The sequence below is a fragment of the Amycolatopsis acidiphila genome (genome assembly GCF_021391495.1).
In the GTDB taxonomy this organism is placed as follows: Bacteria; Actinomycetota; Actinomycetes; order Mycobacteriales; family Pseudonocardiaceae; genus Amycolatopsis_E; species Amycolatopsis_E acidiphila.
Map to the genome: position 1 here is coordinate 5421232 of NZ_CP090063.1, position 13308 is coordinate 5434539.

Consider the following 13308-nt stretch of genomic DNA (forward strand, 5'->3'; position numbering starts at 1 on the left):
CCGTCCGCAGACGGTCCCAGGTGCGGCGGATGGACATCATCATCGTGGCTCCTCCGGCGGGATCGGGAACTCCGGCAACAACGCCTTGCCCGAGTTGGCGTCTTCCTGCGGGCCGGCGGGCTGATCCAGCCCCAGGGTCTCGAGGTACTGCTCCAGACTCAGCGGAACGGCGGCTCCGCCCAGGGTCCTGGCACCCACACCGGCCATCAGCCGGCCCTGCGCCCCATTCCCGTCGTGGGTCTGGAACACCTTCGCCCCGTGCACCCCGAGGTAGCCGACCTCCTCGTAGAAACGGTGATCGTTGCCGCCACCCGCGTAAACCCCGGTGCCCTTCCACGGCGAGAGCACGAGATCCTTGATCGGCCCGTTGAGCCGGTCGAGCACCGGGCCACGGACGTTCGCCAGGTCCTGCGTCCCGCTGTCCGCGGCCGGAACCAGCTGCTGGACCAGCGGCCCAGCGTCCGCGACCACCTCGCGCGTGTCACTGAGGACGGGGCGCGTCCTCGCCAGCACCGGGTCGAGCTTGCCCAGCAGCGAGTCGAGAGAACGCGCGGTCGGCCGGAGTGACGTCGCGGTGGCGGTGAGCCGATCAAGCGTCCCCTGGAGATCGCCGAGCCCTGCCCTGGTCGTGCGCAACGTGGCCGGCAGGTCCGCGAGCGCACCGGACAGCGGTTGCCGCTCCGCGGCCAGAGTGCCGGTCGACCGGTCGAGGTCGGTGAAGATCGCGTCCAGCTGTCCACCGGTGCGGTCGAGTACCGCCGCGGTGTTCCGCAGTCCGGTGACGACTCCGGTCAGGTCGGTCTCGGGCCGCGTACCACGAGCCGCGTCGAGAAGATCGCCCGTGGGCTTCAGCGTCCCCGGGGCGTTTTGCAGCAGCTCCCGCGTCGCGTCCTTTCCGCCTTGGCGAACGGTTTCGTCGAGCTGGCCGACCGAAGCCCGTACACCCTCACGGGCAGGCGGCGTGACCGCGGACAGGACCTCGCCCAGCTCCACCGGCACGCTCGTGCGCGCGACCGGAATCGGCCCGGCCAGAGTGCCCTGGGCCCCGCCGGGCGTCAGTGCGACGTAGTAGACACCGCCGAGCAGGGTCGTGGGCCGGATGGCCGCGCTCGGGGACTGGCCGAGAACGCCGCGGATGCCGTCCTGCACCTTCATCGTCACCAGCACCGTGCCGTGGTCGGTGGATTCCACGCCGGTGACCTTGCCGACCTTGACGTCGGCTACCCGGACGTCGCTCCCGTAGTCCTCGAGCTTGTAATCGCGCGGGAACTCGGCCTGGACCGTGTCCGGATAGTCGAGCGCGGTGGAGATTTCGTCCTTTTCGAAAGCGGCGAAACCCGCCACCAGAACCACCACGAGTACCACGATTCCGATCGTTCTGCCGGACATCCGGCCCAGCTGCCGGCGGGCGCCGCCCAGCGATTTCCGCAGCGCGTTCATCGCGCTCCCCCCTTGTTCGGCAGGGCCGGGGGAAGACCCGGCGGCAGACCTTGCGTCGCCCGGTCATTGGTCGCCTGCCCCGGCGCCGGGTACTGGTCGATCGGGTAGTTGCCCGACGACAGCAGGCCGCCGGTGACGGTCGTGACGTCGACATTGGGGCTCAGCCGTGCGTACCGGATTCCGGGCGCGGGCCCCTCGGACACGAAACTGTGGCCGCGCACGAAGAACTGCGCGATTTCCGGGCCGTAGGGCGCGAGCACGCCCAGCGGGGTGGCGAGATCGGTCAGCGCCTCGGTCAGTCGGGGCGCCAGCGGGCGTGCGTCCGCGAAGGTGTCGCGCAGATCGTCGATCGCCGGATTGGCCTGATCCGCGACGCCCGGAACCTTGCCCAGCACAGGTACTCCTTCCCGCAGCACGCCCCGAAGGTCCGGGGTGGCCTGTCCCAGCGCGTCCGCGCCGGGCTGAACGGTCTTCATCGCGGACTGGAGATCGGCCAGTGGCGCGTCGAGCGAATCCAGCGCGCCGCGGACGTTCTGCAAAGTGGCCGGAGCCTTCGCGAGCGCTTCCTGCAACGGTTGCCCGTTGTCGGCCACGAACGCGCGCAGCGTGCTGTCGGCCTGGTTCATCAACGCGGTGAGCTGTTGTTCCCGCCCGGTGAACCGGCTCGTCAGGTCCCGGGCACTGCGGAGCACCGCCGGAAGGTTCGTCTGATCCGAAGCCAGCGCGCCGGACACGGTGTTCAGGTCGTTCAGCAGGTTCGGCGCGGCTCCCGCGAAGTCGTGGATGTCGTCGCTGTGGCCGGCGACCCCGCCGCCGAGCTCACGAACGGCACCCGCGGCGTGCGAGCGCGTATCGGGGTCCAGCACGCCGAGCAACTGCTGCAGGTCGGCGGATCCCGACGTGTGCTGAGCCGAGATGACCTTGTCGCCGAGCTCACCGGTTTGCGGTGTGCCCACGTCGAGTTCGACGAACTTCATGGCGAGCGTCGAGGCATCCCAGATCGCGGCCGTCGCGTCGTTGTAGACGTCCTGGTGCCCGTCGAGCTCCATGGTGACCAGCGCCTTGCCGTTGACGTAGTCGATCGCGCTGACCCGGCCGATCCGCTTGCTGTTCTCCCGCACTTCGTCGTTCACGGCCAGCGTGTGCACCTCGCTGATCTCCGCCTTGACCGTGGTCGTCGGAGCGAACGGCAGCCCCGTCTGGGCCGTGGAGGCGATGTACAGCGCCACCGCGATCACGACGACGACCACACCTCCCGCGACGACCGAACGGAAGTCCCGGCGTGTTTGGGGTTTCGCCCTCACGGCAGCCCTCCCAGTAGTTGACCGAGCAACGAGTTCTCCTGTCCCGATGTCAGCCCCGTGGCGCTGCCATCGGGGTTCTGCGGTGGCGCGTTGGTCCGGCCCGGCAGTGGCAGCTGAGGCCCGGTCGGCAGCGGCAGGCCACCCAGCGGGTTGTCGGGCAGACCGGGCACGGGTCCCGCCACCGTCCGGCCCAGCGGGCTGGGCGAGATCGGGAGGATCGCCTTGAAGTAGTGGCTGATGGCGTCGTAGTCCGAAGTGGCCAGAGCCCAGCCCTTCATGAACTCCATCAGCTGCGTCAGGTGATCACCGAGAATGGTTCCGGCGAGCGAGTTGGCCGATCCGGCCACAGCACGCAACTGGGGGCCCGCCGGGCGAAGGTCCGCGACCAGTGGCGCGGCTTGGTCCAGCATGGACTTGCCACGGTCGAGCACCGGCTGCAGCGCGGCCAGCGCGGGGTCGGCCGCGTCCGCGAACGAGCGCAGTTCCGCGGTGATGTCGGTGAGGTTGTCGACGACCGGCCGCAATGACCGGAGCGTCGCGGTGGTCGGATCGGCGACACCGGTCACTCGCGTCAGCGCGGTCCTGGCACTCGTTATCGTCGCTGGAAGCTGCTGAACGGTCTGCTCCACCGCCTGCCGCTGTGCGGCCACCGCGGACAGGGCCTGCGTCGTCGAGGAAACCAGGCTGTCCAGATCCTGGCCCTGTCCCTTCGCCAAGGCGCTCGCCACCGGCTGCGCGCTGTCCACCAGGTCGGTCAGCAGGGCGTTGTGCTCGTCGAGAATGCCGGCCAGTTCAGTCGACTGCCGCATGGCAGGCGCCAGCGCGGAAATCGCGTCCGCGAGGTTCTTGCCCTGGCCGTCGACCCCCTCACCCAAGGACGTCAGCAACGCCCCGAGCGCAGTCGCCGTCGGCGTGTCAAGTGCGTTGAGAACCTCCTGCAGATCGACTTCCCGTTTGGTCCGCGAGGCCGCGATGACCGGCGGGTCCCCGAGCAGCGGCGCATTCGCCGATCCCGGCGCGAGCTCGATATAGCGCTCGCCGAGCAGGTTCTTCGATTGGATCGTGGCGCTCGCATCCTTGTGCAGCGGCCGGAGTACCTGATCGATCTCCATCTCCACCACGGCATGACCGTCGCGCAGGCTCACCGACTTGACCGTGCCCACGTCCACCCCGGCCGCCTTGACCTGGTTTCCGGCGACGATCGGGTTCGCGTCGGCGAAGTACGCCGTGACGACCTCCTTGGTGGAACTGTCCTCCGTGGACCTCAACGCCGCGGTCGTCGCGCCGGCGACCAGGACGGTCGCCACCGCGACCACCACCACCCGCCTTTTCCCGAACCTGCTCATTTCATCCCGCTTCCATGTGCATCTGTCCACGGCTGGCCGACGACCGCGCCCGGAGCGGGCCTGGAGTCGGTGTAGGAACCGGGCAGATTCGGCACGACGCTCTCGTCCAGGGTGTTCGTCCCCGGCGCCAGGGTGGCGGCCCAGAAATGGCCCTGCGAGTCGTATCCGGCGAAACTCTGCCCGAAGTTCTGCAGCCAGCCGATCAGTTCCGGCGTGTAGGGACGCAGATAGGCGAGCGCGGGCTCGTAGCTCTGCACCACGTTCTGTACGGGTGGCAGGACATCGTGTGCCGTGTCGAGCAGCTGCGGCGTCTTCCCGAGCAGTTGCCTGGCGTCCACCAGCAACGGGCCGAGCTCGTTCACGGTCGGCCGCAGATCCTGCAGCACCGGGCTCAGATTCCGCGCCACCGAAGGCAGTTTCCGCGTCGCCGGGTCGAGATCCCGGAGCAGTGGCGTGGTCACGCCACCGGCCTGTGGCACCTTGTCGAGGGTTCCCCGCGCGGCCTGAAGCGTGCCCGGCAACTCCCCCAGCGACTGCGAAACGGCCGCCTGTTCCGCGGCCACCGAGTCCGCCAGCGCGGAAAGGTTCCGCACGGTTCCGGACACGTCGTTGCCGTGCTGCGCCGCGACCGCGGTCAGCTGGTCGAGCTGGCCGACCAGATCGTGGATCGCGGGCCCGTCCTTACCGATGCCGTCCAGCACCGACCCCAGCGCGTGCACGGCCGGGCCCGCGGTCTGCAGGGTGGCCTGAAGTTCCTGCTCCACACCGGAGGAGGTGTCGTTGAGCTGACCGATGAGAGAGCTCAGCCGCGCCCGGGTCGGCGGGTCCAGTGCCGCGAGCACCTCGTCGATCTCCGCCTCGCTCGACTGGCTTTCGAACATGCCCCCGTCGGGGATGGGCGCGTTGCCGGCGGGCCCAGGGTAGAGGGTCAGCACCCGCTCCCCGATGACCGAGTTCCACTCGATGCGCGAGGTCGTCCCGTCGTGCAGCGGAGCGTGATCCTTCGACAGGCCAACGTGAATGACCGCCTTGCCGTCGCGGACCTCCAATGTGTCCACCGAACCCACCTGCCTGCCGTCGATCCACACCGGTGAACCCGACAACAGCTGGGCCGCCGAAGGGACGACGACGTCCACGGAATAGCGGTCGGTCCCGGACGCGGTCAGGTAGCCACCGATGCCGAGGGCGGCGACCACGAGCAGCCCGATGACCGACCGCCGCACCACCTTGCGTCGCGCCATGGGTCAGTCCATCCCCAGGGGCCCGACGGAGTTCCCCGACAGGAACTGGCGTACGAACGGCTTCGGGGAGTCCAACGCCTCCTTGGCCGGGCCGTAGTGCACGAGTTTTCCCTTCCACAGCACGCCGATGTAGTCGCTGACCTTTCTCGCCGTCTGGATGTCGTGGGTCACCAGGACGTAGGTGCCGCCGTGTTCCTTGTGCACCTTGAGGATCAGGTCGTTGAGCAGGCTCGTGCGGACCGGGTCGAGCCCGGAGTCCGGCTCGTCGAACAGGACGACCTTCGGGTTCATGACCAGTGCCCTGGCAAATCCGGCCCGCTTCTTCATCCCGCCGGACACCTCGCCAGGCGCCTTCTTCGCCGCGGCCAGCAGCCCGACCTCTTCCAGCCGCCCCATCACGATCTCGCGGATCTCCGACTCCGGCTTCCTGGTGTGCTTCCGCAACGGGAACGCGACATTGTCGTAGATGTTCATGGAACCGAAGAGCGCGCCGTCCTGGAACAGCACACCGAAGCTCTTGCGCAGTTCCTGCCGTTCCCGCTCACTCGCCGACCAGATGTCCTGGTCGAACACCATGACCTGGCCGGCGTCGGGTTCCAGAAGGCCGACGACGTGTTTCAGCAGAACGCTTTTGCCGGTGCCCGAAGGCCCGAGAATCGTCGTGATCGCGTCGTCCGCGAAATCGAACGTCAACCCGTCGAGTACCTGGAACGACCCGAAGGCCTTGCGCACATCGCGGATCTTCACGGTGTGCCGGGTACCGTTTCCGGCATTGCGGTCCGCGACCGCGACGAGCTGCGCCGTGGGAAGCTCGCCACTGGTCTCGCCATTGCCATGCATCAGATTCCTCCAAGAAGTCGGCGGTGCCGGACCGGTTCAGTGGCCGATGGGCGCGCGATCGAGATTGCCGAAGAAAAGCTGCTGGGTGATGACGCCGATGGCCGCGACGATGATCATGTTGATGATCATCGACTTCGCGGTGTTCTTGCCGACCCCGACAGGTCCACCGCTCGCGGTATAGCCGTAGTAGCAGCCGACGATGATGATGCCGACCCCCATGAGCATCGACGAACCCATCGCCGCCAGCAGATCTGACGGGGTCATGAACGTCCAGAACACGCTCTCGTAACCGCCGGCCGAGACGCTGTGGAAGAAATAGATGCTCAGCACGTGGCTGGTGAGGAACATCAGTCCGAACCCGACCGTGAGCAGGAACGGCATCACCAGCAGGATCGCGAGCAGTCTCGTGGTGACGAGATAGGCCGTCGAACTGAAGCCCATGACCTCCAGCGCGTCGATCTCTTCGCTGATCCGCATCGACCCGAGCTCCGCGACCAGCCCGCAGCCCACCTTCGCGGCCATGATCCAGCCGAACACCGACGGGCCGGCCGAGTACTCGCCGGTCGAGGTGAAGATCGCGGTGTAGTCCGCCGCGCCCAGCTGCCTGAGCAGGTAATGCCCCTGCAGCGAGCCTTCCGCGCCCAGCACCATCATCAGGCACCAGATGATCAACGCGCTGGAGATGATCAGAATGCCGGCCTGGCGAAACACCTCGGACACGTAACCGCGCACCTCGCCGACCAGGCGGAACGACTTCGCCGCGAACCGCGTGGCGTTGCCGACATCCCGGATCAGATGCCGCTCGTCCCGTTCGAAACTCAGTGATACGGGCACCGGAGCCCCGTGCGACTCTTCCGCGTCTCTGTCTTCGGTTGTCGTCATGTCCGCGCCTCCCTCACCGGTTGACCAGCATCTCGGGGTTGAGACCGAGCATGATCGTGTTGACAACGAAATTGATGATCCAGACGGCGATGAAGCAGATCACCACGGCTTGGTTGACCGCCCGCCCGACGCCCTCGGAGCCACCGCTGGCGTCGAGGCCCTTCTTCGCGCACACGACGCCGATGAACAGGCCGGTGAGGGCGACCTTGACGAGTGCCCCGATCAACTCCGGCTCCGTCATGATCGCCAGGAAGTTGCCGAGGAACGAAGCGACCGAGCTGTTGCCGAGGACGGTCGCGGCGACCAGACCCATGCCCATGCCGATCGCGAGGCCGACCATCGCGAACGCGATCGTCATGATCGTGATCGCGAGAAAACGGGGCAGCACAAGGGCACGGACGACATCGACGCCGAGTACCTTCATCGCGTCGAGCTCTTCCCGGACCCGGCGAGCGCCTAGATCGGCCGTCATGGCCGTACCCATGACCCCGGCCACCGCCATCCCTGTGCAGAACGGGGAGATCTCCCGGGTCACGGCCATGACCAGGTAGGTACTGACCCGGCTCTGTGCTCCGATCAGGCTCACCAGATCGAAGGCGTAATTGGACATCAGGAACACGAAACCGGCGATCGACACGAACACCGGCAGCCAGCAGTACCGCAACATGGAAAAGAGTTCGTCGGCGGTGTCGGCCCAGTATCCGCGCGGATTCCGGACAGCCGTCGTGATCAGCTGCGCCAGCAGCTGGCCGATGCCACCGATTTCGATCATCAGTTTCCTGATCGGGGAAGGGAATCTGGCGACTACGGCCGCTCCGCGGTCGCCGAAGACCGGCTCACTCGGCCGCCGTTGGTCGTGCGGACCTGAAACCGGCCTGACAACCCGGCTCATAAGTGGCTCCTCGACGTGTTCGACGTTGGACATGTCTGGCGCGAAGCGACCGCGGCTGGACGGCCTTCGGCCGGCGGGCGCGGAAGAATCGCGTCCGGTGCGACGCCTGCGCGGTGCGTCGGGAAATATCGTGCCCGAGCTGTGGGCCCTGCCACACCCCCCGGCGGGAGCATGTTCGTCTTCCCCCAGTGGCACGATCACGGCTCGATGGTCGAATAGTCCGAAAGGGACACCCGCCGGGCCGTCGGACGTCACCGAATCCGCGGCGGAGGCAGCGACGACGAGCGCGCGACGGCCCACCGCGAGCGCCCTCGGTCAGGACGCGTGACGCGGTGGGCCGGAGCCTGTCAGCGCATTTCGCGGGAGGTGCCCTACTGGACGAACCCGTTGAACCAGCAGGAAACCGCCTCCGCGCGGTTCGCCGCACCGAGCTTCCGCAGAATGTGCTTGACGTGTGACTTGACGGTGGCCGGTGAGATCACCAGCGTTTCGGCGATGCTGCCGTTGCTGCGGCCCGCGGCCATGTGTTGCAGGACCTCGATTTCCCGCCGGGTGAGTTCGGTCCCTTCGGGACCGGTTCGCGCGGCGGACCGATCATCCGGGCACAGCATTTCGCCGACGTCCGCGTCCTGGGCGATGAAGGCGTCGATGGCGGCGGCGGCGCCCGCGGTGAGTTTGCCGACCTCGGCACGGATCGAGTCCGCGCGCTCGAGCAGGACCGCACGTTCGAGTATGTAGCCGAAACCGTCGGCGAACAGGCCCAGCACATCGAGATCGAACTCGTCGACGACCCGGTCGCGGAAATAGCAGTCGGCGTGCAGAAAGGCGGCGACCTGGCCGTCCCTGCGCACCGCCGCGGCAACATAGGCACGCGACACCGAGGGTTGCACGAGCGCCTTGTACATCGTTTCGTTGTTGCGCGGATCCGAGACGAGAATGCATTTCTCCCGTCGCAGCAGCCGGTGCTCCGGCACCGCGGTGGTCAGCGATTGCGGGTTCTCCCTGCCGGAACGTACGATTTCCCGCGCCCACGCGGGATCACCGGCGAAATACGCGGCACGCGGCGTCCACACCTCGTCATGAATCGTCGAGATCATGGTCCGGTCGAACCCTAGCGCCGCCATGACTTTCGGGCAGAGGTCGACGAGCGCCTCGACCGTGCTGATTCCCCGGAACCGCCCCAGGGCCTCCCACGCGACCCGCATGGACTTGCTGCGCTGCCGGACCTCGAGGTCGTGCAGGACCTTCCTGTCGCGGCGTATCTGCGTCAGCAGCCGGATCAGCTCCGGCGATCCCGCTCGCACGTCGCCACGGTCGAGCGCCCGGCGGGCGGCCTGCCAGGCAGAATCGAGTGCGACACTTGCCGCGGAGGAATCCCGGATATCCCCGGATTCCGGCAACGCCTCGGGGGAGAGAAGTTGCTTCGCCCTCTCGATCGTGTCGAGCACGTCTTGTCGCGGCAGTGACTCCCCAAACCACGATCCGTTGTCGCGCCTGGTCGTCCGCTGCGCCATGGTGTCCACCGTGGTCTCCTACCCGCCGTCGAAAGAGCTGGTACTCAGGTGACGGCGTCCCTGCCGACCTTGCTCCGGGCAATGACGAGCTTCATGATTTGTGCTGTGCCGTCGCCGATCTGCAGGCCGAGTACATCGCGCAGGCGCTGTTCATAGGGCATCTCTGCGGTATAGGCGCCATGCCCGTTGATCAGCAGACAGTTCTGGACGACCTCGAACGCCAACTTCGGTCCCCACCATTTGCACATCGCGGCCTCGGCGGTGTGCGGGAGCCCCTGATCTTTGAGCCACAACGTGTTCAGGCACAGCAGCCGGCACGCGTGCACGTGTGTTTCAGCCTCGGCCAACGGAAACGAGACGCCTTGATGCGCTGTGAGCGGCTTACCGAAACTCCGGCGTTCCGCCGCGGAGGCCCAGGTCTCCTCGAGCGACTGGCGCGCCACGGCCAGGCACTGCAGGCCGATCAGAGCGCGGCTGTAGTCGAAACCCTGCATCACCTGCACGAAGCCCTGGTTCTCCGCGCCCAGCAGGTGATCCGCGGGGACGGTCACGCCATCGAGATGCAGTGTCCCGCGTCCGGCGGACCGTCCGCCGAGATCTTCGAATTCGCTGGTCGTCACACCAGGCAAATCCAGCGGAACCAGGAACGCGCTGATCCCGCGGGCTCCGCTGCCGGGCGGCCCGGTGCGTGCCCACACAACCGCGACGCCCGCCTGAGTGGCGAAACTCGTCGAAGTCTTCTCGCCGTCGAGAACGTACGTGTCACCTGCACGCTGCGCCCGCACCACCAGGTTCGCCGCGTCGGAACCGCCGCCGGGTTCGGTGAGCGCAATCGCCGGAATCGTCTCGCCGGCCAGTATCCCCTTGAGCCAGGGCTCGACGACGTGTGGCTGACCGTGCGTGGCAAGGATCGTCCCGGCCAGCGATACCGTGACCATGAGCTGGCCGATGTTGTAGTCCGCCGCGCACAGTGTCTCGAGCACCAGGCCGGCGGTGACGCTGTCGAGGCCGAGACCGCCGTACGCCTCGGGCAGTTCGACGCCGAAGAACCCCAGCTCGCCCATGCGGCGCAGGGTGGCGCGGTCGAACGCGCCCTCGCGTTCACGTTGCTTGTAGAACGGCGCCAGATGTTCCTGGCCGAAACGGCGCGCGGTCCCGACCAGCTCGTCCTGCTCCGGACTGGTCGAGAAGTTCATCGATCCGGGCATGACGCTCCTTCTCCTCGTACGGCATCGAGCCGCCTCAGCTGGAAACAGCGGGATGGAACCTGTCCCGCAACACGAACTTCTGGATCTTGCCGGTCGCGGTCACCGGCAGCTCGTCCACGAACTCCACCCGCTCCGGCACCTTCCAGACGGCCATTTTGCGTTCCTCGGTCAGGTACCGCTTCATCTCTTCGAGCGTGATGATGTGCGATCCCTTCTGCTGGATCACCGCACAGGCTCGTTCCCCGGTAACGGGATCGGGAAGGCCGACCACCGCCACATTCGCCACGGTGGGATGGGCCAGCAGGGCTTCCTCCACCTCGCGGGCGCTGATGTTGAACCCACCCCGGATGATGATGTCCTTGATCCGGCCCGTGACACGGAGGTATCCGGACTCGTCCAGGCGGCCGAGATCCCCGGTACACCACCAGCCTTCTTCGTCGATGGCACGCGCGGTGAGGTCCGGACGTCCCCAGTACTCCAGCAGCCGCCCGGGACCGCGGTAACGGATTTCGCCCTCGACCCCCGGTGCCGCGGGTTCACCGTCGGCGCCGACGATACGGACTTCGACGCCGGGAACCGGCAGGCCGTCCGAGGATGCGACTCGCGCAGGAGGATCGTCCGGCAGGCAGACCGTCGCCATCATCACCTCGCTGGAGCCGTAGGCACTGACCACACGGCAGCCGCTGAACTTGCTCGCCGCCTCCTCGACCAGCGTCGCGGGGATCGGCGCGCCCGCCGAGAGCCAGAAACGCAAGCCTGACACGTCCGCCGAACCCGGCTCGTAGGCGTCGAGCATCATCCGGAGGAACGGAGCCGGGCTCGCGGTGCCCGTGCACCGGTACCGCGCGATCCGTTCCAGCGCGGTCTTCGGGTCGAAGACGTCCAGCAGGTGCACCGAGGCCCCGGCGAGAGTGGGGGCCATGACGCCGAGGGTCAGGCCGAGGGCATGAGTGACCGGCGCGGGCATGAACATCACGTCGGAGCGGCCGAGACCGAGCGCGCGGACAGCCTGTTTGGGCAAGAACGAACTGGAGTTCCAGGTGTGCAGGCAGCCCTTGGGCCGGGACTCGGTGCCCGAACTGTAGAGCACCAGGTGCGGGTCATCGGCCGAGGGAAGCGGGGGCAGCGCACCCAAGTCGTGATCGGTTTCGAGGAGTTCGGTCAGCGAAAGCGCTCCGTCAGCCGGTGTGCCCCGCACGACGGCACGGAACAGCAGATCGCTCGCCGACTCGGCCACCTCCGCTGCCATCGCGGCGTGGTCGAAACCGCGGAACTCACCGCAGGTGATCAGCGCTACCGCACCCGAGCTTTCGACGATGAACCCGACTTCGCCCGCGCGGTAGACCGCCACGATGGGGATCATGACCGCGCCCAGCCGCGCACACGCGGCGTAGATCAGGAAATATTCGGTCCAGTTCGGCAGCTGCACAGCCACCCGGTCCCCCGGTTTGACGCCGTGCTCGGCGAGCGCGGCGGCCAGATTCCACGCCCGGTCGCGGAATTCCCCGTAGCTGAATTCCGACGTGCCGTCGGAGACATAGGGGTGATCGGGATCAGCGGCCGCCCACCGGTCGATAACCGCGGCCACCGTGTCGTCGCCCCAGTATCCCGCCGCCCGGTATTCCGCGGATCGGCTGAACTGATCAGAAATAGCGTTCATGATGGCTCCTTTGCCACGTCCCGCCAGGGGACTTCATGGACGGTTGGCGTCGGTCAATACCCGCTACGCAGGAGCTTGCGCACTTCGGCCACGGCGTGGACACCGGCCTCGTCGCTGCCGGCGAACGGGATGAAATTCAGCGTGCTGCACCCGGCCTCGACGAACGGCGCGACGAACTCGGCCACATCTTCCGGTCTGCCGTACGGGATGTAGCGTTCGAACTTGTCGAACGGGGTGCGGTAGAGCCCTTCCATAGCCGGTGCTATCCGCTCGCGCGCCTGGGCCCGGTCCGCGCCGAACCCGCACCAGAAAGTCATCCCGTGCTGCCAGCCCACCGCGCCGCGTCCCGCCTCCGCGCCGTACTGTTCGACTGCGGCGATCGCTTCCGCGCAGCGGGTCGCCGACGTCCAGATGCCGAGCCAGCCGTCGCCCAACCGGCCAGCCCGCCGCAGCGCGGCATCCGAGCGACCACCGACCACCAGCGGAATCGGCTGCGCCGGCTCGGGCCGGAGCCGGGCTTCCTCCAGGGAGAAGAACTCGCCCTCGTGGCTGACGGTCTCGCCGGCGAGCAGGCGCCGCACGATACCGAGCGACTCGTCCATCCTGCGCCCCCGGGTCCGGGGATCCACCCCGCAGGCCAGGACTTCGTGACGGTCGTCACCGCCGATGCCGAGCCCGAGCGCGAGACGCCCCGGGGCGAGCTGCGCCACCGTCAGGATCTGACGGGCGACCAGCACGGGGTGCCGCAACACCATCAGGTACACGGCCAGGTACACGCCAAGCTCTTCGGTGGCGGTCACGACGGACGCCGCGTCGGTCAGCCCGTCGTTGCCCACCCCACGGTGGAACATCACGTGGTCGCCGACCATCACGTGCTCGATCCCGGCGTCGGCCATTCGCCGGAACAGCACGGACCGGTGCGACAGCAGCTCCCGCCCGGACCGGACGCGTTCGTCGACCCAGAGCTGTGGCATCAGGTTC

11 protein-coding genes are annotated in these 13308 nt (G+C 67.6%); all 11 read right to left on the reverse strand.

What is annotated here, in order from left to right:
* Positions 1-39: 39 nt before the first annotated feature.
* The 11 genes from LWP59_RS26540 to LWP59_RS26590 all read right to left on the reverse strand — a co-directional run bounded on the left by LWP59_RS26540 (position 40) and on the right by LWP59_RS26590 (position 13301).
* The gene (locus LWP59_RS26540; protein ID WP_144644963.1) at positions 40-1440 is read right to left on the reverse strand and encodes an MlaD family protein; all 1401 of its coding nucleotides are present in this window, start codon (positions 1438-1440) and stop codon (positions 40-42) included.
* The gene (locus LWP59_RS26545) at positions 1437-2744 is read right to left on the reverse strand and encodes an MlaD family protein (protein ID WP_144644966.1); all 1308 of its coding nucleotides are present in this window, start codon (positions 2742-2744) and stop codon (positions 1437-1439) included. Before LWP59_RS26545 ends, LWP59_RS26540 begins: the two co-directional genes overlap by 4 nt.
* On the reverse strand, positions 2741-4090 hold the full coding sequence (locus tag LWP59_RS26550; RefSeq protein WP_144644968.1) for an MlaD family protein: 1350 nt from the start codon (positions 4088-4090) through the stop codon (positions 2741-2743). The genes LWP59_RS26545 and LWP59_RS26550 overlap by 4 nt, the downstream gene beginning before the upstream one ends.
* The gene (locus LWP59_RS26555) at positions 4087-5331 is read right to left on the reverse strand and encodes an MlaD family protein (RefSeq protein WP_144644970.1); all 1245 of its coding nucleotides are present in this window, start codon (positions 5329-5331) and stop codon (positions 4087-4089) included. Before LWP59_RS26555 ends, LWP59_RS26550 begins: the two co-directional genes overlap by 4 nt.
* 3 nt (positions 5332-5334) lie before the next feature.
* Positions 5335-6171 carry an ABC transporter ATP-binding protein gene (locus LWP59_RS26560; protein WP_144644972.1) on the reverse strand — a complete coding sequence of 279 codons (837 nt, stop codon included), beginning with the start codon at positions 6169-6171 and terminating at the stop codon, positions 5335-5337.
* A 36-nt stretch (positions 6172-6207) separates the two neighbouring features.
* Positions 6208-7005 (reverse strand): ABC transporter permease, encoded by a 798-nt coding sequence (locus tag LWP59_RS26565; RefSeq protein ID WP_229858456.1) that lies wholly within the window; start codon positions 7003-7005, stop codon positions 6208-6210.
* Positions 7006-7066: 61 nt separating this feature from the next.
* Positions 7067-8146: an MlaE family ABC transporter permease gene (locus LWP59_RS26570; RefSeq protein ID WP_229858453.1), complete on the reverse strand. Its 1080-nt coding sequence runs from the start codon at positions 8144-8146 to the stop codon at positions 7067-7069.
* A 170-nt stretch (positions 8147-8316) separates the two neighbouring features.
* A complete protein-coding gene (locus LWP59_RS26575) occupies positions 8317-9459 on the reverse strand; it encodes a helix-turn-helix transcriptional regulator (protein ID WP_229858464.1) in 1143 nt (380 codons plus the stop codon).
* 44 nt (positions 9460-9503) lie between these two features.
* On the reverse strand, positions 9504-10667 hold the full coding sequence (locus tag LWP59_RS26580) for an acyl-CoA dehydrogenase family protein (protein ID WP_229858450.1): 1164 nt from the start codon (positions 10665-10667) through the stop codon (positions 9504-9506).
* Positions 10668-10701: 34 nt separating this feature from the next.
* The gene (locus LWP59_RS26585) at positions 10702-12327 is read right to left on the reverse strand and encodes an AMP-binding protein (protein WP_144644978.1); all 1626 of its coding nucleotides are present in this window, start codon (positions 12325-12327) and stop codon (positions 10702-10704) included.
* 53 nt (positions 12328-12380) lie between these two features.
* Entirely contained in the window at positions 12381-13301 is a 921-nt protein-coding gene (locus tag LWP59_RS26590; RefSeq protein WP_186383595.1) for an LLM class flavin-dependent oxidoreductase, read from the reverse strand.
* Positions 13302-13308 lie beyond the last annotated feature (7 nt).